Annotated in this window: 23 protein-coding genes; 12 read left to right on the top strand and 11 right to left on the bottom strand. The window is 68.8% G+C overall.

Annotation, left to right across the window (positions count from 1 at the left end; translation table 11 throughout):
• Window position 1: 1 nt before the first annotated feature.
• From EPA99_RS17005 to EPA99_RS16990, 4 genes are all read left to right on the top strand, one after another.
• Complete coding sequence (locus EPA99_RS17005; protein ID WP_164978685.1) at window positions 2–1,846, top strand: M48 family metallopeptidase; 1,845 nt, start codon at window positions 2–4, stop codon at window positions 1,844–1,846.
• Window positions 1,847–1,907: 61 nt separating this feature from the next.
• Window positions 1,908–3,797, top strand: coding sequence for an arginine decarboxylase (speA, locus tag EPA99_RS17000; protein WP_129472493.1), 1,890 nt, complete (start codon window positions 1,908–1,910; stop codon window positions 3,795–3,797).
• 111 nt (window positions 3,798–3,908) lie between these two features.
• The gene (locus EPA99_RS16995) at window positions 3,909–5,063 is read left to right on the top strand and encodes an acyltransferase family protein (RefSeq protein WP_129472444.1); all 1,155 of its coding nucleotides are present in this window, start codon (window positions 3,909–3,911) and stop codon (window positions 5,061–5,063) included.
• A 154-nt stretch (window positions 5,064–5,217) separates the two neighbouring features.
• Window positions 5,218–6,354 carry an acyltransferase family protein gene (locus tag EPA99_RS16990; protein ID WP_129472443.1) on the top strand — a complete coding sequence of 379 codons (1,137 nt, stop codon included), beginning with the start codon at window positions 5,218–5,220 and terminating at the stop codon, window positions 6,352–6,354.
• A gap of 7 nt (window positions 6,355–6,361) precedes the next feature.
• Here EPA99_RS16990 and EPA99_RS16985 read toward each other — a convergent pair whose 3' ends face one another.
• The 6 genes from EPA99_RS16985 to radC all read right to left on the bottom strand — a co-directional run bounded on the left by EPA99_RS16985 (window position 6,362) and on the right by radC (window position 11,802).
• Entirely contained in the window at window positions 6,362–7,291 is a 930-nt protein-coding gene (locus tag EPA99_RS16985; protein ID WP_129472442.1) for a PLP-dependent cysteine synthase family protein, read from the bottom strand.
• 7 nt (window positions 7,292–7,298) lie between these two features.
• The gene (locus tag EPA99_RS16980; RefSeq protein WP_129472441.1) at window positions 7,299–8,054 is read right to left on the bottom strand and encodes an SDR family NAD(P)-dependent oxidoreductase; all 756 of its coding nucleotides are present in this window, start codon (window positions 8,052–8,054) and stop codon (window positions 7,299–7,301) included.
• A gap of 10 nt (window positions 8,055–8,064) precedes the next feature.
• Window positions 8,065–8,499: a hypothetical protein gene (locus tag EPA99_RS16975; RefSeq protein ID WP_129472440.1), complete on the bottom strand. Its 435-nt coding sequence runs from the start codon at window positions 8,497–8,499 to the stop codon at window positions 8,065–8,067.
• A complete protein-coding gene (locus EPA99_RS16970; protein ID WP_129472439.1) occupies window positions 8,496–9,311 on the bottom strand; it encodes an SPOR domain-containing protein in 816 nt (271 codons plus the stop codon). Before EPA99_RS16970 ends, EPA99_RS16975 begins: the two co-directional genes overlap by 4 nt.
• A gap of 31 nt (window positions 9,312–9,342) precedes the next feature.
• The gene (argS, locus tag EPA99_RS16965) at window positions 9,343–11,034 is read right to left on the bottom strand and encodes an arginine--tRNA ligase (protein ID WP_129472438.1); all 1,692 of its coding nucleotides are present in this window, start codon (window positions 11,032–11,034) and stop codon (window positions 9,343–9,345) included.
• Window positions 11,035–11,127: 93 nt separating this feature from the next.
• The gene (gene radC / locus EPA99_RS16960) at window positions 11,128–11,802 is read right to left on the bottom strand and encodes a RadC family protein (RefSeq protein WP_129472492.1); all 675 of its coding nucleotides are present in this window, start codon (window positions 11,800–11,802) and stop codon (window positions 11,128–11,130) included.
• A gap of 153 nt (window positions 11,803–11,955) precedes the next feature.
• On the opposite strand from radC, the gene coaBC reads away from it, so the two are divergent.
• Genes coaBC through EPA99_RS16945 form a run of 3 tightly spaced genes read left to right on the top strand, consistent with a single transcriptional unit; the run spans window position 11,956 to window position 15,981 of the window.
• Entirely contained in the window at window positions 11,956–13,173 is a 1,218-nt protein-coding gene (gene coaBC, locus EPA99_RS16955) for a bifunctional phosphopantothenoylcysteine decarboxylase/phosphopantothenate--cysteine ligase CoaBC (RefSeq protein ID WP_129472437.1), read from the top strand.
• On the top strand, window positions 13,170–13,628 hold the full coding sequence (gene dut / locus EPA99_RS16950) for a dUTP diphosphatase (protein ID WP_129472436.1): 459 nt from the start codon (window positions 13,170–13,172) through the stop codon (window positions 13,626–13,628). Before coaBC ends, dut begins: the two co-directional genes overlap by 4 nt.
• A gap of 16 nt (window positions 13,629–13,644) precedes the next feature.
• Complete coding sequence (locus EPA99_RS16945; RefSeq protein ID WP_129472435.1) at window positions 13,645–15,981, top strand: phosphomannomutase/phosphoglucomutase; 2,337 nt, start codon at window positions 13,645–13,647, stop codon at window positions 15,979–15,981.
• A 60-nt stretch (window positions 15,982–16,041) separates the two neighbouring features.
• On the opposite strand, the gene EPA99_RS16940 is transcribed toward EPA99_RS16945, so the two are convergent.
• The 3 genes from EPA99_RS16940 to pyrE are packed head-to-tail and all read right to left on the bottom strand — an operon-like array spanning window position 16,042 to window position 17,810.
• Window positions 16,042–16,455 (bottom strand): DUF4279 domain-containing protein, encoded by a 414-nt coding sequence (locus EPA99_RS16940; protein ID WP_129472434.1) that lies wholly within the window; start codon window positions 16,453–16,455, stop codon window positions 16,042–16,044.
• Window positions 16,456–16,465: 10 nt separating this feature from the next.
• Complete coding sequence (locus EPA99_RS16935) at window positions 16,466–17,119, bottom strand: hypothetical protein (RefSeq protein ID WP_241688439.1); 654 nt, start codon at window positions 17,117–17,119, stop codon at window positions 16,466–16,468.
• Between the two features lie 16 nt (window positions 17,120–17,135).
• Window positions 17,136–17,810, bottom strand: coding sequence for an orotate phosphoribosyltransferase (gene pyrE, locus EPA99_RS16930; protein WP_129472433.1), 675 nt, complete (start codon window positions 17,808–17,810; stop codon window positions 17,136–17,138).
• Between the two features lie 118 nt (window positions 17,811–17,928).
• Here pyrE and EPA99_RS16925 point away from each other — a divergent pair, with 118 nt between their 5' ends.
• The 4 genes from EPA99_RS16925 to gloA all read left to right on the top strand — a co-directional run bounded on the left by EPA99_RS16925 (window position 17,929) and on the right by gloA (window position 21,287).
• Entirely contained in the window at window positions 17,929–18,729 is an 801-nt protein-coding gene (locus EPA99_RS16925) for an exodeoxyribonuclease III (protein ID WP_129472432.1), read from the top strand.
• Window positions 18,726–20,048: an AmpG family muropeptide MFS transporter gene (locus tag EPA99_RS16920; protein WP_241688438.1), complete on the top strand. Its 1,323-nt coding sequence runs from the start codon at window positions 18,726–18,728 to the stop codon at window positions 20,046–20,048. The genes EPA99_RS16925 and EPA99_RS16920 overlap by 4 nt, the downstream gene beginning before the upstream one ends.
• Window positions 20,045–20,269 (top strand): hypothetical protein, encoded by a 225-nt coding sequence (locus EPA99_RS16915; protein WP_129472431.1) that lies wholly within the window; start codon window positions 20,045–20,047, stop codon window positions 20,267–20,269. Before EPA99_RS16920 ends, EPA99_RS16915 begins: the two co-directional genes overlap by 4 nt.
• A 484-nt stretch (window positions 20,270–20,753) precedes the next feature.
• Complete coding sequence (gloA, locus tag EPA99_RS16910) at window positions 20,754–21,287, top strand: lactoylglutathione lyase (RefSeq protein ID WP_129472430.1); 534 nt, start codon at window positions 20,754–20,756, stop codon at window positions 21,285–21,287.
• 68 nt (window positions 21,288–21,355) lie between these two features.
• Here gloA and EPA99_RS16905 read toward each other — a convergent pair whose 3' ends face one another.
• Complete coding sequence (locus EPA99_RS16905; RefSeq protein WP_129472429.1) at window positions 21,356–22,456, bottom strand: anhydro-N-acetylmuramic acid kinase; 1,101 nt, start codon at window positions 22,454–22,456, stop codon at window positions 21,356–21,358.
• Between the two features lie 94 nt (window positions 22,457–22,550).
• On the bottom strand, window positions 22,551–24,056 hold the full coding sequence (locus EPA99_RS16900; protein WP_129472428.1) for a M23 family metallopeptidase: 1,506 nt from the start codon (window positions 24,054–24,056) through the stop codon (window positions 22,551–22,553).
• 172 nt (window positions 24,057–24,228) lie between these two features.
• On the opposite strand from EPA99_RS16900, the gene tyrS reads away from it, so the two are divergent.
• Window positions 24,229–25,443, top strand: coding sequence for a tyrosine--tRNA ligase (gene tyrS / locus EPA99_RS16895; protein WP_129472427.1), 1,215 nt, complete (start codon window positions 24,229–24,231; stop codon window positions 25,441–25,443).
• The last annotated feature ends 334 nt before the right edge of the window (window positions 25,444–25,777 follow it).

The following is a 25,777-nucleotide window of genomic DNA, read 5'->3' as shown; positions in this document are numbered from 1 at the left end:
TGTGGAAGCACGTCGGGCGCTGGTGGAGCGCCTGCAGCGCCGCGCTGTGGAGGCGCCGGTGTGGTATCGGATCCAACTGGCCGCCTTGGCCTTGCTGGGGTTTTCGGTGCTTGCCGGCTCGCTGATCGGCGCATTCGGAATGTCGGTGGGACTGATCGTGGCGCTGGCTGCGCTCAAGCCGGCACTGCTGGCCCATTTGTTCAAGCTGGTGCTGATTCCACTGATCTTCGGGTATTCGGTGCTGCGCGCGCTGTGGGTGCGGATCGAGCCACCGGACGGCTACCGGCTCGCGCCCGGCGAGGCACCGGAACTGCAGGCCGAGGTCGAGCGCATTCGCCGCGCGGCGGGGGCGCCGCCGCTGGCGGGCATCGTCATCGACACCGAGCTCAACGCCGCCGCGGCCAGCGTGCCGCGCCTGCTGGGCTTGCTGGGGCATCGCCATTTCCTGGTGCTGGGCCTGCCGCTGATGCAGGCCCTGAGCTGCGAGCAGCTGGCGGCGGTGATCGCCCACGAGTTCGGCCACCTCGGTGGCGGCCACGGACGCTTCGGCGCCTGGATCTACCGGGTCAGACTCAGCTGGTTCCGCCTGCTGCAGGCGCTGGAGGCGCGTCAGGCCTGGGCCTCGGGCATGTTCCAGCGCTTCTTCGGCTGGTACGCGCCGTACTTCAATGCCTACAGCTTCGTGCTGGCACGCGAGAACGAGCTGGCTGCGGACCGCATCGCGGCACGGGTGTCCGGCGGCGGGCAGGCGCTGGCCGATGCGCTGGCCCGGACCTGCGTGCTGGATGGGCGTCTGCACCAGGGCTTCTTTCCGGCCCTGGACCAGGCCGCGGAGCAGCAGCCGCAGCCGCCCGAGCGGCTGTATCGGGACATCGGCGCGGCCCTGCGCCATGCCCACACCGACGACGCGCAGTGGCTGGACCGCGCGCTGGACCGCGACCTGGGGCTGGAGGACACCCATCCGCCGCTTCGCATCCGCTTGCAGGCGCTGAAGGCGCAGCCGATGCCGCTGGACGAACCGGCGCAGTCGGCCGCCGAGCGCCTGCTGGGGCCGCTGCTGCCACGGCTGGAGCAGGTCTTCAGCGAACGCTGGCGGGCGGGCGTGCAGGAGCAGTGGACGGCGCGCTACCAGCAGCGCCAGGCGCAGCGCGATCGCATCGCCGTGCTGGCGCAGGCTGAGCGATCGCCCGAACAGGAGCTGGAGTATCTGCTGCTGGCAGGGAACTTCCAGCCTGGGGACCAGGACCAGTTGCCCGAACTCCAGGCCGCCGTGGCGCGCGCCCCGCAGCTGCTGGAAGGACACCTGCGGCTGGGCGCGAGCCTGCTGGACCGGGACGATCCGGCAGGCGAGGCCCACCTGCGTCGGGCCATGGCGCTGGAGGCCGCATGCACCGGTGCGGTGCTGGAGCGGCTGTACGGCTTTCACCAGGCGCGAGGCGAGCACCAGGCCGCCGAGCAGGTGCAAGCCGAGTTCCTTGCCTGGCAGGACGCACAACGCGAGCTCGACGCGCATCGCTTCAGGCTGTCCTCCGACGACAGCTTCCTCCCGCATGGCTTGTCCGATCAGGCGCTGGCGTCGCTGCGACACGCCCTGGCCAGTGTCGGCAACGTGCGTCGTGCGTGGCTGGTGCGCAAGGTTCTCGGTGCCGGAGCCCAGGGCGATCATTACCTGATGCTTGTACAGTGGCGTGGCCTCGTGTTCAGCCGCAGCCGGGCCTTGCAGCGGTTGGTCGATGCCATCGAACTGCCCGGATCTTTCCAGGTCCTCGACAGCGGCGACCGCCGCCGCTACGCCAGCGCTCTGCGCCGCCAGGCGGGCATGCCGGTGTGGACCCGGGGCCGCTGACACGGCGCGGAAAGGAGGGGGGCGATAGAATGCCCGCCCCCTCATGTTGCCAGGCACCCCGATGACGCAGTGGTCCACCGACCAGGCCCGCAAGACCTATTCGATCCCGCACTGGGCCGATGGGTATTTCGACGTGGACGCGGCCGGCCGCATCGTCGTGCGCCCCAAGGGCGAGGCCGGGCCGACCGTGGTGTTGCCCGAAGTGGTGGACGCCGCGCGCGCCAATGGCGCCAAGCTGCCCATGCTGGTGCGCTTCCCGGACATCCTGGGCCAGCGCCTGGGCAAGCTGCAGGCCGCCTTCCAGCAGGCCCAGGCCGACTGGAACTACGCCGGCGGCTACACCGCGGTGTACCCGATCAAGGTCAACCAGCACCGCGGCGTGGCCGGCACCCTGGCCCAGCACCACGGCGAAGGCTTCGGCCTGGAGGCCGGCAGCAAGCCCGAGCTGATGGCGGTGCTGGCGCTCTCGCGCCCGGGCGGGCTGATCGTCTGCAACGGCTACAAGGACCGCGAGTACATCCGCCTGGCGCTGATCGGCCGCAAGCTGGGCCTTGAGACCTTCATCGTCATCGAGAAGCCCTCCGAGCTGAAGCTGGTGCTGGAGGAAGCCAAGGCGCTGGACGTCATGCCGGGCCTGGGCGTGCGCATGCGCCTGGCCTCGCTGGGCGCGGGCAAGTGGCAGAACAGCGGTGGCGACAAGGCCAAGTTCGGCCTGTCCCCGCGCCAGGTGCTGGACCTGTGGAAGGCGCTGCGCGACACCGAGTACGCGCCGTGCCTGAGCCTGCTGCATTTCCACATGGGCTCGCAGATCTCCAACGTGCGCGACATCGCCAACGGCATGCGCGAGGCGGTGCGCTACTTCGTCGAGCTCTCGCGCCTGGGCGCGAAGATCAGCCATGTCGATGTCGGCGGCGGCCTGGGCATCGACTACGAAGGCACGCGCTCGCGCAGCTACTACTCGATCAACTACGGGCTGGGTTCCTACGCCGGCAACATCGTCCAGCCGCTGGCCGAGGCCTGCGAGGAGCACGGCCTGACGCCGCCGCGCATCGTCACCGAGTGCGGCCGCGCGATGACCGCCCACCACGCAGTGCTGATCGCCAACGTGTCCGAGGTCGAGGAAGCGCCGGAAGGGCGCGTGCCCGATGCGCACGAGGACGAGCCGGCGGCGGTGCGCCACCTGCGCGAGATCCACGATGAGCTGGACGTGCGTCCGGCGGTGGAACTGTTCCAGGAAGCGCAGCATTTCCACGCCGAGGGCCTGAGCGCCTATGCGCTGGGCCAGATCGACCTGACCTCGCGGGCGCGCATCGACGACTTGTTCTACGCCATCGCCCACGGCGTGCGCGCGCGTTTGAGCCACGAGGAAAAGAGCCACCGCCCGATCCTGGACGAGCTCAACGACCGTCTGGTGGACAAGTACTTCGTCAACTTCAGCGTGTTCGAATCCATCCCGGACGTGTGGGCCATCGACCAGGTGTTTCCGATCGTGCCGATCGAGCGGCTGGATGAGGCGCCCTCGCGCCGCGGCATCATCGCCGACATGACCTGCGACTCGGACGGCATGGTCAAGACCTATGTCGAGAACGAGAGCCTGGACAGCTCGCTGCCGCTGCATGCGCTCAAGCACGGCGATTCCTACCGCATCGGGTTCTTCCTGGTCGGTGCCTACCAGGAGATCCTGGGCGACATCCACAACCTGTTCGGCGACACCGATGCGGTGGAAGTGGCCTGCGATGGCCAGGGCTACCAGCTCACCCAACAGCGCCGGGGCGACACCACCGACGTGATGCTGGACTACGTCGGTTACGCCCTGGCCGACCTGCGCAGCGCCTACGCCCAGCGCGTGGCCGCCGCCGACCTGTCGCCCGAGCGCGCCCAGGAGCTGTCCCAGGCGCTGGAAGCCGGCCTGACCGGCTACACCTACCTGAGCGATGAGCCGCTGCAGTAAACGCATCGGCCGCCGCAGGGCGGTGCTGTCGCCGGTTGCCATGGCCTGTCTCCCGGGCGCGCATCGGCAAGAACACGGGTAGCATCGCGCGTCCAAGGAGAGGAGTCTGCGTTGCGCTACCCCGGACTGGATCTGCTGCGTGCCCTGGCCATCGTGTGGGTGATGCTGTTCCACAGCTACCAGGTCGGTGGACTGGGGCCCTGGGGCGATGCCCTGGCCCGGCATGGCTGGGTGGGCGTGGACCTGTTCTTCGTGCTCAGTGGATTCCTGGTGGGGCAGCAGGTGCTGGCGCCGATCGCGCGCGGGACGCGGCTGCGCATCGGCGAGTTCTACCTGCGCCGCGCGCTGCGCATCCTGCCGGCGTACTGGGTGGTGTTGGCTCTGTACCTGCTGTGGCCTGGCTTCCGCGAACGGCCGGACATGGAGCCCTGGTGGAAGTTCGTGTTCTTCCTGTTCAACCTGACCCACACGCTGCAACGCGACGCCTTCGCCCAGGCCTGGTCGCTGTGCGTGGAGGAGCACTTCTACCTGGTGCTGCCGCTGCTGGCCGCGGCGCTGGCGGGCCGCATCGACCGGCGCGGCTTCGTGGCCCTGTGCGTGTTCCTGGTCAGCGCGGGGGTGATCCTGCGTGGGGCCATCTGGCTGCATGAGGCGCGGGCGCAGGTGGCCGCTGGGGTCGATGCGGTGACCTGGTACGGCCGCGCCCTGTATTACCCGACCTGGAACCGCCTGGACGGCCTGCTTGCGGGGCTGTGCCTGGCGATGCTGCGGGTCTTCCGTCCCGATCACTGGGTGCGGTGGCAGCAGCGCGCCAACCTCATGTTGATGCTGGGGCTGGTGCTGCTGGGCCTGGCGATTGCCAGCTTCTGGTCGCGGATCAGTCCGGTGGGCAACACCGTGGGTTGGCCGCTGCTATCGGCCGCGATGGCGCTGCTGGTCTTCGCCGCCGCCTCCCGGCACAGCTGGATCGGCGCGCGCGCGCTGCCCGGTGTCGGCTGGCTGGCGGCCGTGTCCTACAGCCTGTATCTCACGCACACGGCGGTGGCCGCGCTGGTGCACCGGCACCTGGGCCACTGGCTGGACGGGCACGGGGTGATCACTTTCACCGGCTACGCCCTGACCGTCCTGGCAGCCGGCGCCGTGCTGCACTACGCCGTGGAGCGCCCGGGCCTGAGGCTGCGCGAGCGCTGGCTGTCCAGGCACCGGCCGCCGGTCGGCGCAGCCCCAACGGCCAGCGGCCCGCCTGCGGTGTCCGGGCGGGACTGAGCCTGCGTAACGGATTGCCCGACCAAGCAATGAACGGAGTCAGATGCAGCTTCGTGCTGGCATTCTGCGGCGCCTGGGCCCGGCCCGGCCCAAATGCTGCACGCACGCATAGACTTTCCGCCTGTCCACTTTCCCGCATGCCCGGCCTGGCCCGATGATCCTCTCCGAATCGCGTTATCCCGGCCTGGACCTGCTGCGCGCCGTCGCCATCGCGTGGGTGATGTTCTTTCACGCCTGGGTGGTGGGCGGGCTGCCGCCGGAGTGGACCTGGCTCTCGCGCTATGGCTGGATGGGCGTGGACCTGTTCTTCGTGCTCAGCGGCTTCCTCATTGGCGGGCAGGTGCTGGCGCCGCTGGCACGTGGCGAGCCCCTGCGCTTTGGCGATTTCTACCTGCGCCGCGCGTTCCGCATCCTCCCGGCATATTGGGTGGTGCTGGCGCTGTACTTCTGTGTGCCGGTCTGGCGGGAAGCGCCGCTGCTGGAGCCGCTGTGGAAGTTCCTGCTGATGGTGGTCAACCTGGGCAACGACTACAGCCGCTCGGCGTTCTCCCATGCCTGGTCGCTCTGCGTGGAAGAGCACTTCTATCTGGTCTTTCCGCTGATGGCCTGGTGGCTGATGCGCAAGCCCGCGGCCTGGAAGGTGGTCACGCTGGCCGCGGTGGTGATGCTGGGTGGCATCGCGCTGCGTGCAGGCATCTGGCTGCACGGCAGTGCCCTCGAAGCGGCCGGCGCAATGCAGCGCAACTGGTTCGTGGAGGATCTCTATTACCCCACGTGGAATCGCCTGGACGGATTGCTGTGCGGGGTGCTGCTTGCGACCGTGAAGACCTTCAGGCCGGCGCAATGGGCGCGCATGCAACGGCACGCCAATCTCGCGCTGGTCCTGGGGATCGCGGTGATGGCCCTGGCGCTGTGGCTGTTCCGCGATCGGGTCGGCCTGCTCGGCAATGCCGTGGGCTGGCCGGTGCTGTCCATGGGCCTGGCGCTGCTGGTGTTCGCAGGTGCCGGGCGTGCCAGCCTGATCGGGCGCCGGGCGGTTCCGGGCGCGACGTGGCTGGCCGCCATCTCCTACAGCCTCTATCTGGTCCACAAGGCCGTGTACAAGCTGGTGCAGCTGCATCTGGGCGATGCCATCGCAGGCTGGGGCCTGGCCCAGGTGCTGGTCTACGGCGGCGCCTCACTGCTGGCGGCGGTGCTGCTGCACCACGCGGTGGAGCGGCCCGGCCTGCGCCTGCGTGCACGGCTGTTGCACAGGCCGCCTGCCACGCAGGCGCAAGGGATGCCGGGCTGAAGGCGCGCTAGGCGTACTTGAGCCCGGTGTCGCACAGCACGGTGACCACCGAGGGCGCCGGGCCCAGGCCGCCGGCCTCGATCAGCCGGACGCAGGCGCAGACGTTGGCCGCCGCCGAATAGCCCACATGCAGGCCTTCCTCGTGCGCCAGCCGGCGCTTGTAGCTGAGCGCCTCGTCATCGGACACGGCCAGCAAGGCATCGGCTAGAGCCGGCTCCCAGTGCGGCGGGACGCTGCCGTAGCCGGTACCCTGCAGCAGATGCCGCGGCTTGACCACGGCCTGGCCCGCCAGCACCTGCGCACCGGCCGGCTCGACCGCCACGCAGCGGATCGCGGCAGAATGCCGCTTGAGGCTGCGTGCGGTGCCGACGAAGGTGCCGCTGCTGCCCACCGTGGCCACGAACGCATCGATGCGCCCGTCGGTGCCGCGCAGGATCTCAGGGCCGGTGCCGTGCTCGTGGGCAGCGATGCTGCCAGGGTTGTTGAACTGGTCGACGTAGTAAGCGTCGTGGTCGCGGGCAAAGGCCATCGCCTGCGCGGTGGCCGCGGCGATGTCCGCGCCGGTGACCTGCCCGGGCGCGCCATCGACCTGATCCACCAGCAGCACCTGCGCGCCCAGCGACTGGAGCATCCGCACGCGCTCGGCACTGTTGCCGCGCGACATCGCCACCACCAGCCGATGCCCGAGCACGGCGCAGACCACCGCCAGTCCGGCGCCCATGTTGCCGCTGCTCATCTCCACCACCGCCTGCCCCGGCCGCAGCTGGCCGCTGGCCCGGGCCGCCCGCAGGATCGCCAGCGCCGGCCGGTCCTTGATGCTGCCGCCGGGGTTCAGGAACTCGGCCTTGGCCCAGATCGTGCTGCCCGGCGGGCTGAGCCGCGTCAGCGCCAGCAGCGGCGTGTTGCCGATCAACGCCAGCGCATTGCGGTGTCTCATGCGCGCATCAAGATGCGTTGCGTGCGACCTGGAACCCGGCGAAGGACTGGCTGACCGGCATCAGCTCGATACGGTTGATGTTGAGGTGCCTGGGCAGCGTGGCCACGTAGAAGATCGTCTCGGCGATATCCTCGCCGGTCATCGGCGTGGCCCCGCTGTACAGCGTGTCCGATGCGGCCTGGTCGCCGCTGGTGCGCACCAGGGTGAACTCGGTCTCGGCCATGCCCGGCTCGATGCTGGTCACGCGCACGCCGGTACCGTGCAGATCGCTGCGCAGGCCCAGCGAGAACTGCGCCACGAAGGCCTTGGTGCCGCCGTACACGTTGCCGCCCGGGTAAGGGTAGGTGGCGGCCACCGAGCTGATGTTGATCACCGCGCCCTTGCGCGCGATCAGCGTCGGCAACACGCGGTGGGTCAGGGTCGCCAGCGCGGTGATGTTGGTGTCGATCATCTGCTGCCACTGCGCCAGGTCCGACTGCTGAGCCGGCTTGGTGCCCAGGGCCAGGCCGGCGTTGTTCACCAGCAGGTCGATGTCGGAAAACGCGGCCGGCAGCGCGTCGATGGCGGCATTGAGCGCGGCGCTGTCGCGCATGTCGAAGGCGGCCACGTGAACGCGCCCGCTGCCGAACTCATCGACCAGCGGCTGCAGGCGCTCGGCCCGGCGGCCGGTGGCGATGATCTTCCAGCCAGCGGTGAGGAAACGCCGCGCGGCGGCAGCGCCGAAGCCGGAAGTGGCACCGGTGATGAGGGCAGTCTGGGTCATGCGGGCGGACTCATGCGGAAGGGGAGGGACGGGTGCGCTGTCGCAGCCAGGCGCCCAGCCAGGCGCCGGCCGCGGCGGCCAACAGGGTCAGCACGATGCCTGCCAGGTTGTCGCGGACAATCTGCCCCAGGGCGGCGCTTTGGCCAGGCATCGCGCCGGGCAATCCGGCGAAGGAGAGCATCGCGATGATGCCGGCCCACATCAGCAGGCTCAGGGCTGCGGCCAACGGCACGAAGGCGCGCCCGCCCAGCCAGCCGCCTACGGCCATTGCCAGGACGGTCACCAGTTCGCTGATCGGGTCGATAAAGCCGATCCGGGTCGGAAGCAGGAGGGTCTGCCCGGCGGGCAGGGCCAGGCTCAGCAGCCCGGATGCGGCCAGCTGCAGGCCGATGGCGGCTGCGGCCGCCAGGATCAGGCGCTGTGCGGCCGTCTCCGGTGCCTTCATCGTGCCTTGATGGCCATCGCCTGCAGGCCGCTGCCGGCCAGCTTCTGCTTGGCTTCGGCCAGTTCGCTGGCGGTTCCGTAGGGGCCCATGCGGACGCGGTAGACCGTCTTGCCGTTGATGTCGGCCGATTCCACGCGCGCGCCCAGCCCCATCATCGCCAGCTTGGCCTTGGTCTGCTCGGCATCGCCGGAGGCGCCGAAGGAGCCGGCCTGCAGGATGTAGCGCGCATCGCCGCCAGTGGCAGGCGCGGCCATTGCCGAGGCGCTCCCAACAGCGGCGGGGGTGGCTGCCGGTGTGGCGGCGGCCACCGCGGGGCGGGCCGATTCGTCCAGCGGCTGCGGGCCGGCGGCGAGCAGGGTCGGGTCGGGATTGGCGCTGGCCGGCGGCGGGGTACGGCCTTCCAGGGCGGCCTGCGCGCGCGCGGCTTCCAGCTGCTGCTGCGCCTTCTGCTGGGCTTTCTGCTCGGCTTCGGCGCTGGCGGCCAGTTCGGCATCGGACATCTGCACTTCGCGGCCAGGCAGCAGCGTGTAGAAGTCGTACTGCGTTTCCTTGTGCTTCTCGGCCGCGGCGTCCGCCGGCGCCTGCGACGGCGCTTCGGCCGATTCGGCGCTGTCGTCCTCGGCCACCGGAGCGGGTTTGGCGTCCGGGTTGGGCTTGGGACGGAAGAAGCCGTCGCCTTCCTTCTTCATCAGCCCGGGCACGATGAAGAACAGCGCCGCGCCCAGTACCAGCCCGGACAACAACCACACCCAGCCGGGCGTGCTGTTGCCGCTGTTGCGCGTGGCCTGCTTCTTGTTGCGTCGTGCCGCCATCTTCTCGGGAGCTCTCTGATCGGGTCTGCGATTACATGCGCTCGGGCGCGCTGACGCCCAGCAGGTCCAGGCCGTTGGCCAGCGCCTGACGGGTGGCCATCGCCAGGGCCAGGCGCGCGTTGCGCGCGGCGGCATCTTCCACCAGCACCGGCGTGGCGCCGTACCAAGTGTGGAAAGCATAGGCCAGTTCCCGCAGGTATTGCGCGATGGCATGGGGCTCCAGCGACTGGCCGGCCGCTTCCACCACTTCCGGATAGCGCGACAGTTCCACCATCAGCGCCAGCGAGGCGGCATCGTCCAGACCCGAAAGTCCCTCGATGCCCGCGCCCTGGTCGTAGGCCGACAGGCCCTTCTCGGCCAGCTGGCGCAGCAGGCTGCAGATGCGCGCGTGCGCGTACTGCACGTAGAACACCGGATTGTCGTTGCTCTGCTGGCGGGCCAGGTCGATGTCGAAGGTCAGCTGCGAGTCCGGCTTGCGCGCGATCAGGAACCAACGCGTGGCATCGGCGCCGGCTTCCTCGATCAGGTCGCGCAAGGTCAGGTAGCTGCCGGCGCGCTTGGACAGCTTCACTTCCTCGCCGCCGCGCATCACCGTGACCATCTGGTGCAGCACGTACTCCGGCCAGCCCTGGGGGATGCCCACGTCCAGCGCCTGCAGCCCGGCGCGCACGCGCGCCAGCGAGCCATGGTGGTCGGCGCCCAGCTCGGTGATGGCGCGCTCGTAGCCGCGCTGCCACTTGGACAGGTGGTAGGCCACGTCGGGCAGGAAGTAGGTGTAGGTGCCGTCGGACTTGCGCATGACGCGGTCCTTGTCGTCACCGAAGTCGGTCGAACGCAGCCACAGCGCGCCGCCCTCCTCGTAGGTATGGCCCGAGGCATTGAGCCTGGCCACGGTTTCCTCGACCTTGCCGTCCTGGTACAGCGAGCTCTCCAGGAAATACACATCGAAGCCGACGCCGAAAGCGGCCAGGTCGGCGTTCTGCTCGCGACGCAGGTAGGCCACGGCGAAGCGGCGGATCGCATCGAGATCCTCGATGTCGCCGCTGCCGGTCACGGTCTGGCCTTCGAGCTCGATGGCATCGCCGCGCAGGTAGGCCGCGGCGACATCGGCGATGTAGTCGCCGTTGTAGGCGGCCTCCGGCCATTGCGCATCGCCCGGCTTGAGCCCGTGCAGGCGCGCGAAGGTGGACTTGGCCAGGTTTTCGATCTGCACGCCGGCGTCGTTGTAGTAAAACTCGCGCTTGACGTCCCAGCCGTTGGCGGCCAGCACCCGGCCCAGGCAGTCACCGATCACCGCGGCGCGACCGTGGCCCACGTGCAGCGGCCCGGTGGGATTGGCCGAGACGTATTCCACGCCCACGGTCTTGCCCGCGCCGCTGTCGTTGCGCCCGTAGCCGGCGCCCTGCGCCAGCACGTTGGCGGCCTCGCGCTGGTAGGCGGCGGCGCTGAAGTGGAAATTGATGAAGCCCGGGCCTGCGATCTCGACCTTGGCGATGTCCGCATTGGCGGGCATCGCATCCAGCAGCGCCTGCGCCACCGCGCGCGGATTGCTGCGCGCGGCCTTGGCCAGCAGCATGGCGGCATTGGTGGCGAAATCGCCGTGTTCACGGGTCTTGGGCCGCTCGACCACGAAGTCCGGCGTGGCCGCATCGGCCGGCAGGGTGCCGTTCTGGCGCAGGGCATCGATGCCTTGCAGGATCAAGGCGCGTAGGGGGGATTTCACAGGGATGGGTCGCTGGCTGACAACGCGGACCGGCGATTTTAGCCCACCGCGCCCGTTGCACGCCCGAATGCGCCCGATCGCTGCCCCATCCGCCTACAGCTCACCCCGTGCGGCCATGGACACGGGCATGCCGTCGCCGATCACCACATGGTCCAGCAGACGCACATCCACCAGGGCCAGCGCCTGCTTGAGCCGCGCGGTGATGGCGCGGTCCGCCGCCGAAGGCTCGCTGCAGCCGGAAGGGTGGTTATGGCCCACGATCACGGCGGCGGCATTGTGCGACAGCGCCCGCCGCACCACTTCGCGCGGATGGACCTCGGCGCTGTCCACGGTGCCGGTGAACAGCTCCTCGAAGCCCAGCGCGCGATGCCGGCTGTCCAGAAACAGCGCGGCGAAGACCTCGTGCGGTCGCCCGCGCAGGCGCTGGCTGAAGTAGCGGCCGGCCGCGTGCGGGTCGGCCAGGGCCTGGCCGCGCTCCAGCTCGGCGGCCAGATGTCGCTGGCTCAGCTCAAGGGCGGCGCACAGCGCGCTGGCGCGCGCCGGGCCCAGGCCCGGCAGCTTGGCCAGGGCCTTGGCGGAGCAGTCCAGCAGCCGGCGCAGCGGGCCGTGCTGCCGCAACAGATCGCGCGCGGTCTGCACCGCATCCCGACCGGGCAGGCCCGAGCCGAGGAAGATCGCCAGCAGTTCGGCGTCGGAGAGCACGGCGGCGCCGCGCAGCAGCAGTTTTTCTCGGGGGCGTTCGCCGGCGGGCCAGTCGCGGATGTGCATGCAGGGGTCCTCGGGGTCGGCGCATCGGCGCGCCGACATGGCGCGGCCCTGGCGCATGTGACGAATGTGCATCGGCACATGCTTCGCTGGCATCAGGGGCGCGCGGGGCATCGGGTAAGCTAGCGGCCTGTTGGCAAGTCGGAACTTTCCCACGTGAACCAAGCGCTGCTGGGACAACGTGTGTTGCTGTGCGTGGGTGGCGGCATCGCCGCTTACAAGTCGCTGGACCTGGTGCGCCGTCTGCGCGATGCCGGGGCGCAGGTGCAGGTCGCCATGACCGCCGGTGCCCAGCAATTCGTCACCCCACTGACCTTCCAGGCCCTGTCCGGCCATCCCACCCGCACCACGCTGTGGGACAGCCACGCCGAGGCCTCGATGGGGCATATCGAGCTGGCCCGCTGGGCCGACCGGGTGCTGATCGCCCCGGCCACCGCCGATCTGCTGGCGCACCTGGCCCAGGGCCTGGCCGACGATCTGGTCACCACCCTGTGCCTGGCCACCACCGCGCCGATCACCGTGTGCCCGGCGATGAACCACGTGATGTGGGCGCACCCGGCCACCCAGGCCAACGTGCAGCTGCTCAGGCAGCGCGGGGTGCAGGTCATCGGCCCGGAAGACGGCCCGCTGGCCGAGGGCGAGTCCGGCCCGGGCCGCCTGACCGAACCGACCGCGATCGTCGCGGCCCTGTCCCGCACGGCCGAGCAGGCCGCGCCGGCCCTGGCGCAGACCCTGGCCGGCGAGCGCGTGGTGGTCAGCGCCGGACCCACCTACGAGGACCTGGACCCGGTGCGTTACCTGGGCAATCGCAGCAGCGGCAAGATGGGGTTTGCCATCGCCGCCGCCGCCGCGCGCCGCGGCGCCGAGGTGCTGCTGGTGGCCGGCCCGGTCAGCCTGCCCACCCCGGTCGGGGTGAGCCGGATCGACGTGCGCTCAGCGGTGCAGATGCGCCAGGCCGTGCTGGGCGCGCTGCCGGCGGACATCTACATCGGCGCGGCCGCCGTGGCCGACTACACCCCACGCACGCAGATGGCCAACAAGATCAAGAAATCCAGCGAGCGGCTGGACCTGGACCTGGTGCGCACGCCGGACATCCTGGCCGAGGTGGCCGCCTCCGAGCAGGCCCTGAAGCTGGTGGTGGGATTCGCCGCCGAAACCGAGAACGTGGCCGAGTACGCCCGCGGCAAGCTGCTGGCCAAGCGCCTGGACATGATCGTGGCCAATCGCGTGGGCATCCCCGATGGCGGCTTCGAGAGCGACCGCAATGCGATGACCGCCTACTGGAAGGACGGCGAGCGCGACTTCTCCTCCGCCCCCAAGACCGAACTGGCCGACCGGCTGGTCGATCTGATCGTCGAGCGATTGAACGCATGAGCCACGCCCTGCAGCTGAAACTGCTCGATCCCCGATACGGCGACGAATGGCCGCTGCCGGCCTACGCCACCGAGGCCAGCGCCGGGCTGGACCTGCGCGCGGCGATCGAGGCGCCGATGACCCTGGCCGGCGGCGAGAGCGCGCTGATTCCCAGCGGCATCTCCATCCACATCGGCGACCCGGCGCTGTGCGGCATCATCCTGCCGCGCTCGGGTCTGGGCCACCGCCACGGCATCGTGCTGGGCAACGGCACCGGCCTGATCGATGCCGACTACCAGGGGCCGCTGCTGATCAGCACCTGGAACCGTTCCGGGGAGCCGTTCACGATTCAGCCCGGCGATCGCATCGCCCAGTTGGTGATCCAGCCCATCACCCGCGTAAGCTTGCAGGTCGTGGATTCATTTACCGGAAGCACGCGTGGCGAGGGGGGCTTTGGCCACACGGGTGTGCGCTGACAGGGGGCTGTGACGCATGGCGGGGAAAAAGAAGGGCTTGGAGTTGAATCTGCAGGACAGGCGGCAATCGCTGCCGCTGCTGGCCGTGGTGCTGGTGCTGCTGGCGGCCTGGTTCGGCTGGGGCGGCTGGAGCCTGCTGAGTTCCGAGCGGCATGAGCAGCAGGCCCTGGCGGCGCGCGAGGAGGCCGTGGCTGCGATGCAGCAGGTGCTGGCCACCCAGGGCAGCCAGCTGGCCCAACGCGTGGCCAAGCCCGAAGTCGGCGCCGCGCTGGCCGCGGGCGACACCGCCGCGGCCGCGCAGGCCGTGCGTGCGGGCTGGCAGGACGTCAAGGATGTCCAGGTGCTGGAGGCCGCCCTGGAAGCCGGCTATGCCGATGCCGGCACCTTCGGCTACGCCAAGCTGGCACTGCTGGAACGCGCGCTCGAGCAGGGCCAGCCGCAGGCGGGCATCGTGCTTGAGCGCAAGCAGCCGGTGCTGGGCGTGGCCGCCGCAACAGGGGGCCATGTGGTCTATGCCGTGTTGCCGGCCACCGCGGTGACCGCGGCGGTCAGTAACGCCGCCCTGCCCGAAGGGGCGTATCTGGCCTTGCGTCAGGGCAGCCACACGGTGGCCGAATCGGGCGATGCCAGCCTGTCGGCCAGCGCCGATTCCGGTGGCCGCTCCGTGGGCACCAGCGGCCTGCGCGTGGTCGAGGCCACGCCTGCGATCAGCGAAGGGCCGATGGGCCTGGGCGCGGTGCAGTGCCTGATCGTGGCCGGCCTGCTGCTGCTGGTGGCCGCCCTGAGCGTGCTGCTGGCCTTCCAGCGCCTGCGCGTGCCGACCCTGGCCCTGGCGCGCAAGCGCGAGCCGGGCGCGGTCGCCCACGGCAGCGATGTCACCTTCGGCGAGGCGATCAAGCGCGAAGCGCCCCCTGTGCCGGCGCGAACCGAGACCAGCGAGGCACCGGCGAAGAAAGCAGTGGGCAGCGCTGCGGGCGGCCATGTCGATCCGGGGATCTTCCGCGCCTACGACATCCGCGGCGTGGTGGGCGGCAGCCTCACCGTGCGCACCGCCGAGTTGATCGGCCAGGCCATCGGCTCGGTGATGTCCGAGGCCGGCTTCAACAACGTGGTGGTGGGGCGCGACGGCCGACTGTCCGGGCCTGAGCTGTCCGCGGGCCTGATCGAAGGACTGCGCCGGGCCGGCATCGACGTCATCGACATCGGCCTGGCGCCCACGCCGGTGTGCTACTTCGCCGCCTATCACCTGCAGACCGGTAGCTGCGTGGCGGTCACCGGCAGCCACAACCCGCCGGACTACAACGGGTTCAAGATCGTCATCGGCGGCGAGACGCTATCGGGCGAGGCCATCACCGCGCTGTACACCCGCATCACCGAAGGCCAGCTGATCTCCACCGACAAGGGCAGCCTGGAGGCCCGCGACGTGGCCCAGGATTACCTGGAGCGCATCGCCGGCGACGTGCAGCTGGCGCGTCCGCTCAAGGTGGTGATCGACGCAGGCAACGGCGTGGCCGGCGAGTTCGCCCCCGCCCTGATGGAGGCCATTGGCGCCGAGGCCATCCCGCTGTACTGCGACGTCGATGGCACCTTCCCCAACCATCACCCCGACCCCAGCGAACCGCACAACCTTCAGGACCTGATCCAGACGGTGCAGCGCTTCAACGCCGACATCGGCCTGGCTTTCGACGGCGATGGCGACCGCCTGGGCGTGGTCACGCGCGAAGGCGAGATCATCTATGCCGACCGCCTGCTGATGCTGTTCGCCGGCGACGTGCTGGAGCGCAACCCGGGCGCGATGGTGATCTACGACGTCAAGTGCACCGGCAAGCTGCAGGGCTGGGTGCTGCGCCACGGTGGCACGCCGATGATGTGGCGGACCGGGCATTCGCTGATCAAGGGTCGCATGCGCGAGACCGGCGCCGAGCTGGCCGGCGAGATGAGCGGCCACTTCTTCTTCCAGGAGCGCTGGTACGGCTTCGACGACGGCCTGTATGCCGCCGCGCGCCTGCTGGAGATCCTGGCCGCCAGTGAGGAGGCCCCCAGCGATACGCTGGCGGCCCTGCCCAACGGCGTGTCCACGCCGGAGCTGAAGGTGGCCGTGGGCGAGGCCTCGCCGCATGAGATCGTCGAGCGCTTCGTCGAGGTGACGCAGTTCGAAGGTGCGCGCCTGTCGACCATCGATGGCCTGCGCGCGGACTGGGACGATGGCTGGGGCCTGCTGCGGGCTTCCAACACCACCCCGGTGCTGGTGCTGCGCTTCGAGGCCGACGACCAGGCCGCACTGGATCGCATCCGCGACGCCTTCCGCGGCACGCTGCAGCAGGTGGCGCCGGAGCTGACGCTGACGTTCTAAACGCGGAGCGTCGAGAACACTGCGGCGTGACTGATCTACGCCGCCATACGGCGATAGGGCCTAGTAGACGTCGTGCACCAGGCTGGCGCCTAGCGTTCCAATGCGCAACAGCATGTGCGGTGCAAGCTCAATGGCGAAATTCCGGTCGCTCTGAGTGCTGGCCCAGATCTCGACCCGACCATCCTGGGCGATCCCACGCAAATAGTCCCGATGCGGCTCCAGAAACGACACCAACTCTTCCAGGCCATCCTCGACTGTCGCTTCGGGACTTTCTCTCCAGCCATAGCCGAAAGGATCGGTCGTCCAGTAGCCGCTAGACCGTGTGCCCTTGAGCAAGGTCCCCTTGGGCGTTTTGCGAGGCTCGCCAGCTTTCCAGGTGACCTCTGGAGTCAGCCCTAGCGTGCGGGTCACGAGGTCCGGATCCAGGGCGGAGTGTGAGATCCGAATGGAAAGGATGTGCGAATAGATCTGCATAGATCCCGGGTCACGCGCCCGGCGCGTCCGGCTGTTTCATCTGCCGATAGCGCTCCAGGGTCTCGGTGATGTCATCGTCCAGCGACGCGCGTTGGGTCTCGAAGCGCGTGGCCATGCGCTGCTGCTCCAGCAGCACCCGATGGCGCTCGGCAATTTCACCCGCCAGCTTGGCGTCCACCGGCTTGCCGCCCAGCTCGCGCTCACCGGCCCTCTGCAAGAGCATGACCAGGCCCTCGCGCAGGCTGGCGATGTTGTAGCGCGCGGTCTTGACGTTGTTGTCCAGCAACGCGGTGCGCTCGCCGAACACGCGCCGGAGATCGTCCTCGCTGGCGTAGGAGGTCAGCATCGCCTGCTCGGTGCGGCGCTTGGTCTCGGCGGCCGCCGCGTCGGCTTGTTCCTGCGCGGCTACCAGGGCGGCGTTGGCGCGCTCCTCGTCGGTCATCGCCGCCGCCACCGAGCTGGTCCGCGCGCCGCTGTTGGCGCTGAACTCCTGGCGCGCGTTGTTGACCTGCTCCGGCGGCAGCGCATCACTGCACACGCGGGTGCCGCGGTCGTTCCAGCAATACAGCTTCTTCTGCGGGGCCGGGGCGTCCTGCGCGGCCACGGCCAGGGGCCACAGCAAGGCCGCCAGGGCGCAATGGGCGATGGTGCGAGGCTTGAACATCAACAGCCCCCTGCTGTCATGTGTCCGAGTGGCCGCTGCCGTAGCGCGCCCGGTAGGCGAGCAGCTGGTCGCGGTGGCGCACAAGGTCGGCGTTTTCCCCGGCGAATGCAAGCAGGTCGGACAGGGTCGCGACCGCGGTCACGGGAACGCTGGTCTCCTCGGCCACGGCCTGCGCCGCCGAGCGCCGCGCCTGGCCGCTGGCCGGATCGCCCAGCATCTCCTGGCGGTCCAGGGCCACCACGATGCCCGCCGGCTCACCGCCGCCAGCGCGGATCAGGCCCAGCGCCTCGCGGATGGCGGTGCCGGCGGTGATCACGTCATCCACGATCAGCACCCGGCGCTCTTCCAGCGGCGCGCCGATCAGCATGCCGCCCTCGCCGTGGTCCTTGGCCTCCTTGCGGTTGAAGGCGATCGGCAGGTCGCGGCCACGGCGGGCGAACTCCACGCCCAGCGCCGACGCCAGCGGAATGCCCTTGTAGGCCGGGCCGAACAGCAGGTCGAACTGGACCCCGGAGGCCTCGATCGCATCGGCGTAGCAGGTCGCCAGCGTCGCCAGCGCCTGGCCGCGGTCGAAGCGCCCGGCATTGAAGAAGTACGGGCTGATGCGACCGGATTTGAGGGTGAATTCGCCAAAGCGCAGGGCGTTGGCATGCAGGGCCAGCTGCAGGAAGCGGGAGCGGTAGTCGTTCACGGGGCTCGGGTGGGGGCGTGCAGGGGAGGACAGCGTAGCAACCCGCGGGGCCGATGGCAGGCCTGTCGTCGGCCGCGGCGGTATGCTGGGCGCCGGTTTCGCTCACGCACGGCACGCAATGCGCATCATCAGCTTCAACGCCAACGGGCTTCGCTCCGCCGCCACCAAGGGCTTCTTCGACTGGTTCAGCCAGCAGGACGCCGACGTGCTGTGCATCCAGGAGACCAAGGCCCAGGAGCACCAGCTCACCGGTCCGACCTTCCTGCCCGAGGGCTACAAGGCCTGGTTCCGCGATGCCACCACGAAGAAGGGCTACAGCGGCGTGGCGATCTACAGCAGGCGCGAGCCGGACGAGGTGCGCACGGCGCTGGGCTGGGCCGAGTTCGACGAGGAAGGCCGCTACATCGAGGCGCGCTACGGCAACCTGAGTGTGGTGTCCTTCTACATCCCCTCCGGCTCTTCCGGCGAGATCCGGCAGGAGTACAAGTTCAGGGTCATGGCCTGGCTACGGCCGATTCTGGAGCAGTGGCTGGCCAGCGGCCGCGAGTACGTGCTGTGCGGCGACTGGAACATCGTGCGCAGCGCGCTGGACATCAAGAACTGGAAATCCAACCAGAAGAACTCCGGTTGCCTGCCCCCCGAGCGCGACTGGCTCAACGGCCTGTGCGCCGACGTGCTTGAGGATGCCGATGCCGGCAGTGGCCGTGGCTGGGTCGATGCCTACCGCGTGCTGCATCCGCAGGGCCAGGATTACACCTGGTGGTCCAACCGCGGCGCGGCGCGCGCCAACGACGTGGGGTGGCGCATCGACTACCAGTTCGTCACCCCGGGCCTGCGCGATCGCCTGCAACGCTGCGCGATCTACCGCGAGCAGCGCTTCTCCGACCACGCGCCGTTCACCGTGGACTACGCCGAGTGAGTGCACCGGTCGCGTCGACGCAGGCGCCGTCCTACAAGGGCTGGCAAGGCATCCGTCGCGCCTTCGCCACGCCGGCGGCACTGACGATGGCGGTGCTGGGCTTCGGCAGCGGCCTGCCGTTCCTGTTGATCGCATCGCAAACGCTGTCCACGCGCTTGCGCGATGTCGGCCTGGACCTGGGCAGCATCGGGCTGATCAGCCTGGCGAGCTTCTTCTACCTGCTGAAGTTCGTGTGGGCGCCGTTGATCGACCGCTTCGCTTTTCCCGGACTGGGCGCGATGGGCCGCCGCCGTTCCTGGCTGCTGTTCTCGCAGGTCACCGTGCTGGTCGGGCTGTTCGCCATCGGCGCCACGCACCCTGAGCAAGGCGTGTGGTGGCTGGTGGTCTGGGTGCTGGTCGCTTCGTTTGCCGGCGCCACCCAGGACTCGGTGGTCGATGCCTACCGCATCGAGATCGCCCCGAAGAACGCGCAGGCCGCGCTGGCCGCCACCTACACCCTCGGCTATCGCATCGGGCTGATCCTGGGCGGGGCCGGGGCGCTGTACGTGGCCGATTTCGTCGACTGGCAGTGGGCATATGCCGCGATGGCCGGACTGATGCTGCTGCCCATCCTGACCACGCTGCTGTGCCGTGAACCGCCGCGGCCCGAGGGCGAGCAGATCCGCCGGGTCGATGCCGCGCAGGCGTTCTGGGAGCCGATCAGCAGCTTCTTCTCTAGCCATGGTGTGGCCTTTTCCATCGTGGTGCTCGTGTTCGTCGGTATCTACAAGTTCCCCGATCAGGTCATCGGCGTGATGGCCGGGCCCTTCTATCTGGACAGCGGCTACACCAAGGCCGAGATCGCCACGGTGGCCAAGGTCTTCGGGATCTGGATGGGCATCCTCGGGGCGTTCCTCGGCGGTGGCGCGGTGGCGTACTTCGGCTATCGCAAGATGCTGTTGGTGGCGGCGCTGGGCGTGGCTTTCTCGAACCTGGCCTTCCTGCTGATGGCGCACAATCCCGGCCAGCTGTGGGCGTTCTACCTGGCCATCAGCGCCGACAACCTGTGCCAGGGCTTCGCCGGCACGGTCATCGTCGCCTTCATGTCGTCCCTGACCGACCGCAACTTCACCGCTACCCAGTTCGCCCTGCTGGTGTCCTTGGCCAATCTGCCGGGCAAGTTCAGCGGCAGCTTCTCCGGTTACCTGGTGGAAGCCACCTCCTACAGCACCTTCTTCTTCCTCAGCGCGATGACCATCGTGCCGGCGCTGGCCTTGCTTGCCTGGCTTTGGCGTCATATCAAGGAAGCCGAACCCGCAAGCACAACGGACACGCCATGACTTCAGTTGCCCAGACGCTTGACCCGCTGCTCAAGGACCGTATCGCGCGCATCGCCGAAGCCCGTGGCTGGGCCATGGAGGAAACGCTCACCGCGGTGATCGAGCAGGGCCTGTTCGTCCTGGAGAGCCAGGTCCGCGGCGGCCTGGAGAGCGGGGAGGTCCACGCCCTGTCCGAAGCCATCGCCGCGCTCAGGCAGCTGCCGCAGGGCCAGGGTTTCTGACGGAGGGGCCTGGCGCCCTGCCGCGCCGGGCCACTTGCTCGCCGGACAGCGCTGACACTGGGCTGTCTGCGAGTGGCGACCTTTTCAGCGCGGGCTTGCCTGGCATGGCGTGGCCTGCAGTGAAGATGTGCAGCGTCTTGTGCCGCGAGTCCGTCCGACACTGGCTCGCGCAATGCCTGCGAAGCAGCGCGTCGCATCAAGGGACCGACAACTTCTGCTACGCCGTGTCGAAAGCGATGTTGCCCGGTGCCAAGCGCGTCGACCCGTCACCCCAGTTCACGGCGCGTCGTCCGGCATGTCGCTCATCGCGCGAGATCTGAAGAAGCACGCGCGAGGCGCTCCGCTGCCATGCCGGTCCAACGACCGAAGACGCACGCGTGATACACAGGGTTGACGCGCAAGGGCCGCACGACTGCACGCGCATCCGCAGCCCTGCGTTACCCTCCACGGCCCGCGGCGCCCCGCATCCCCAACGAGACCTCCCATGGCATTCACCACCGAGCAGCAGCCCGGCGTGCACGCGCCCACCGCCGACAGCGAGGGCTTCGTCCTCAACCACACCATGCTGCGGGTGAAGGACCCGGCGGTGTCACTGGCCTTCTACACGCGCGTGTTCGGCATGTCGCTGCTGCGCAAGCTGGACTTCCCCGAGATGGCCTTCTCGCTGTTCTTCCTGGCCAAGCTGGACACGCACGAGCAGGTGCCGGAAGACATTGGCGCGCGCACGGTCTGGACCTTCGGCCAGCGTGGCCTGCTGGAGCTGACCCACAACTGGGGGACCGAGGAACAGGCCGACTTCAAGTACCACGATGGCAACGCCCAGCCGCAGGGTTTCGGCCACATCTGCTTCGCCGTCCCGGACCTGGCCAAGGCCGTGGCCTGGTTCGATGCGAATGAGGTGACCTTCGTCAAGCGCCCGGACCAGGGCAAAATGAAGGACGTGGCCTTCGTGAAGGACCCGGACGGCTACTGGATCGAGATCGTGCAGCCGGAACTCAACGCCAACCTCGGCCGTTGAGCGCCTGAAGGGTCGCGCAATGTCCCGCGCCCGACCCGCTGCGCTGGCGCATCAGCGCCCGGCCGGGGTCACGCCGGATGGATGGCGCCCAGCACCCGCGGACCCGCCGCGCCGGTGACCGAGGGCAGGTTGCCGGGCCGCCCGGCCAGGGTTTCCCGCGCCAGCCAGGCGAACCCCATGGCTTCCACGTAATCCGGGTCCAGCCCATGCACCGCGGTCGATTCGACGACCACCTCGGGCAGGTGCGCCGCGATGCGATCCAGCAGCCGCGGGTTGTGGACCCCGCCGCCACAGACCAGCACGCGCCGTGTGCCCGGCTGGGTCGCCTTCAGCGCATCGGTCACTGTTTGCGCACTCAGTTCCAGCAGCGTGGCCTGGACGTCGGCGGGCGACACCGCCAGCGCCTGCAGTGCCGCCTCGACCCAGTCCAGATGGAACTGCTCGCGCCCGGTGCTTTTCGGCGGAGGCAGCGCGAACCACGCATCGTCCAGCAGCCGCTGCAGCAGACCGGCGTGCACCTGGCCGCTGGCGGCAAACGCGCCGGACGCGTCGAAGGCCTGCCCGGTGTGACGCTCGCACCAGGCGTCCATCAGGGCATTGGCCGGGCCGGTGTCGAAGCCCAGGACCTGCCCGCTCGTCGGTAGCAGGGTGAAGTTGCCGATGCCACCCAGGTTTAGCACCGCCCGGTCCTCGGTCTGCGCGTGCAGCATGGCCGCATGGAAGGCCGGCATCAGCGGCGCGCCCTGGCCCCCGGCGGCGACGTCGCGGCGGCGGAAGTCGGCCACCGTGGTGATGCCGCACCGCTCGGCCAGCACGCTGGCATCGCCCATCTGCCAGGTGAAGGGGTGCCGGGCAGCGGGCCGATGGCGCACGGTCTGGCCGTGCGACCCGATCGCCCGCACCGAGGCCGGGGCGACCTCCGCCTCGCGCATCAAGGCATTGGCCGCCTCGGCGAAGGCCAGGCCGATCCGCGTCTCCAGCTCGCCCAGCGCATCCAAAGAAGTCACGTCCCCGCCCTGGCCCAGCGCGACCAGCTGCGCGCGCAGCTCCGGGACCCACGGGTAGGTGCGTGCAGCCACCAACTGCGGTGTCGCCTCGAAGCGCACCAGTGCCGCATCGATGCCGTCGGCACTGGTGCCGGACATCAGGCCAAGGAACAACTCGGACATGCGCTTTCCTTCCACCCAAAGCCGTCAATGAAAAGGGCGCCGCCGGATGGCTGCGCCCTGGATCTGCGACGCGGGCCGCTGCGGCCCGCCGTGCTCAGCCGCGCTTCTTGCGCGTGCCCGCTTTCTTCTTGCCGCCCTTCTTCTGGCCCTTGGCCGGGGTGGCGTCGGCGACCTCGGTGACCGCGGCGCGATCGACCTTGCTCTCCACCGGCGTTCCCGGCTCCAGGTCCGCGTAGATGGCGCTTTCCACCGTGTGGATGCGCGCCAGGGCATCGCGGGTCTGGGTCTTGAACGAGGCCAGCTGCGCCCCGCCCAGCGGCTCCGGCGGCGGCATGGTGATCGACAGCGGATTGCGGTGCGCACCGTTGACGCGGAATTCGTAGTGCAAATGCGGCCCGGTCGCCAGTCCGGTCGAGCCGACGTAGCCGATCACCGTGCCCTGTGCGATGCGCTGGCCCGGACGCACCTTGCCGATGCGCGACATGTGTCCGTACAGCGTGGTGTAGCCGCGGCCGTGGTCCAGGATCACCACGTTGCCGTAGCCGCGCTGCACGCCGGCGAACTGCACCTTGGCATCGCCCGCGGCCATGATCGGCGTGCCGGTCACCGCGGCGTAGTCCACACCCTTGTGCATGCGCATGGTGCCCAACACCGGATGCTTGCGCGCGCCGAACTTGGAACTCAGGCGGGCATAGGGAATCGGCATGCGGATGAAGCTCTTCTTCAGCGGCCGTCCCTGCGCGGTGAAGTATTCGGCCGTGCTGCCCGGGCGCGCGTAGCGGAAGCCGGAGTGCAGCTTTCCGTCGACGGTGAAGGTCGCCGCCTCGATCGGCCCGGTGGCCACCAGCTCGCCCTCGCGCCAGGTCTGCTGGACCACCACGCTGAAGCGGTCGTCGCTGTCCAGGTCGGAATTGAAGTCGATGTCGTATTTGAAGATGTCGTCGGTCAGCGCGTTGATGTTGGCGGCGGTCAGCCCTGCCTTGCGCGCCGAGCGGTTGAGCGAGCTGCCGACCTTGCCGCTGAGCACGACGGTACGGGTCGTGGTCTCGCGCGGGATCACCTTCTCCACCACCTTCTCGCCCTTGAGCGAGAGCACCACCCGGCTGGACAGGTCGCGGTCGTAACGCAGGGCCCGCAGCGTGCCGCCCACGGGCATGTCGAAACTGATTTCGGTGCCAGGCTTCAAGCGACGCATCAGCGCCTTGAAGTCGTCGTTGGCCAGGAACTGGTGCATCGTCGTGGCCGGGATTTCCAGCTCCTCGAACAAGCCGCCCAAGGTTTGCCCCGGCTTGATGCGCAAGGTCTGCCAGCTATCGCCGGCATGGTCCTGCGCGGCATCGCCTTCCAGCTCGGGCAGCTCCAGCGCCAGCGTGGCGTGGGTGGCCTTCGGCGCGGGGATGGCGGAGGAAAAACCCGGGATGATGGTGGCCACCATGATGCCGATGGTGGTGAACAGGCTGGCGTGGATCCACTGCCGCCGCGTCCAGCCGCCCGAAGGCAGGTGGCGGCGCACGTGGCGATGAAGTTCGGAGTCTCGGAGGACCTCCAGGCGTTCACGGAACCGTTGCTTGCGGCGGTTGCCGTCCCCGTTCGTCTGCATGCTGTCGTTCACCCCGGGCCCAGGCAGCGAGCCCAATCGTCGTACCATAGTCACGTGAAAACCCTGCGTCAAACCATTGAGTGGATTCGAAATTTCGGCTGCCGGACGGTTTAATGAAGCTTTAACTGCAGGTTCACCTTTGTCATTCCCTCACGCGTATTCAGATCAAAAGATGACCACGTCCCACGCAGAAGCACTCCAACTTATCGGCCGCGGTGCCGATGAACTTTTGAAATCCGAGGAACTGCAGGCCCGGCTGGCGCTGGGGCGCCCCTTGCGGATCAAGGCGGGCTTCGATCCCACCGCGCCGGACCTGCACCTGGGCCATACGGTGCTGTTGAACAAGCTGCGGCAGTTCCAGCTGCTCGGGCATCAGGTGATCTTCCTGATCGGCGACTTCACCGGAATGATCGGCGACCCCAGCGGCAAGAACGTCACCCGCAAGCCGCTCACGCGCGAAGACGTGCTGGCCAACGCCAGGACCTACGAGGAGCAGGTCTTCAAGGTGCTGGACCGCGACAAGACCGAAGTCCGTTTCAATAGTGAGTGGTTCGGCAAGATGGCGGCGGCCGACATGATCCGTCTTGCCGGCCAGCACACCGTGGCCCGCATGCTGGAGCGCGACGATTTCGCCAAGCGCTACGCCGCCCAGCAGTCCATCGCGCTGCATGAGTTCCTCTATCCGCTGGTGCAGGGCTACGACTCGGTGGCGCTGGAGGCCGATGTCGAACTTGGCGGCACCGACCAGAAGTTCAACCTGCTGATGGGGCGCGGCCTGCAGGAACACTACGGCCAGAAGCCGCAGATCGTGCTGACCATGCCGTTGCTGGAGGGCCTGGACGGCGTCAACAAGATGTCCAAGTCGCTGGGCAACTACATCGGCATCAGCGAGCCGGCCATCGACATCGTCACCAAGACCATGAAGATCAGCGACGAGCTCACCTGGCGCTGGATCGATCTGCTGAGCTTCGATATCTCCATCGAAGAGGCCAAGCAGCTGAAGGTCGAGGTGGCAGCGGGTCGGTTGAATCCGCGCGAAGTGAAGCTGCGCCTGGCGCGCGAGCTGGCCACCCGCTTCCACGACGCGGCGGCCGCAGACCAAGCCGTGGCCGGATGGGAGGCGGTCGTGCGCGGTGAGGCCAACGCAGAACTGCTGGAACTGCAGGACGTGGTGATTCCGGCCGAAGGCGTTCGCATGGCGGCCTTGCTCACCGCCGCTGGCCTGACGCCCAGCAACTCGGAGGCCAATCGCAAGCTCAAGGAGCGCGCGGTGCGGGTGGATGGCGAAGTCTTCGAAGATCTACAGCGCGTCTTCGTCCCGGGCTTCGAAGGCATTCTTCAGGTCGGCAAGCGCAACTTCAGTCGCATTCGTCTTGTCGCTGCCTGATCGAACTCGCAGTGGTCCAAGCCGAAACGCCTGATGTGAGGGCGTTTCGGCGCCGTGGCAGGGTAGGTCTGAAAAAAAAGTGTCCCAACCCCTTCACAAGATCGTCATCACCTCCCATACTTCGCGCCCCGCTTCACCGGCGGCCTGATTCGAAGTTGAACCGGGGCAAGGTGAGGGAGTGTTGCAGGGCAGGACGCTTCGAAAATTTCCTCGAAAAGAAGTTGACGAAGTTGTGAAGACCTCGCATAATTTCCTGCTCCCGACGGCGAATTGCTTCGCTGGCGGGGACGAGCTGAAAAGCGCGGTGTTGACGGTTTGATCACGGCCAGTTAGA

Origin of the sequence: Pseudoxanthomonas composti (assembly GCF_004122095.1) — a bacterium.
Taxonomy (GTDB): domain Bacteria; phylum Pseudomonadota; class Gammaproteobacteria; order Xanthomonadales; family Xanthomonadaceae; genus Pseudoxanthomonas_A; species Pseudoxanthomonas_A composti.
Note: the sequence above shows the minus strand (reverse complement) of the source record. Positions and strands in the feature narration are given on the sequence as shown.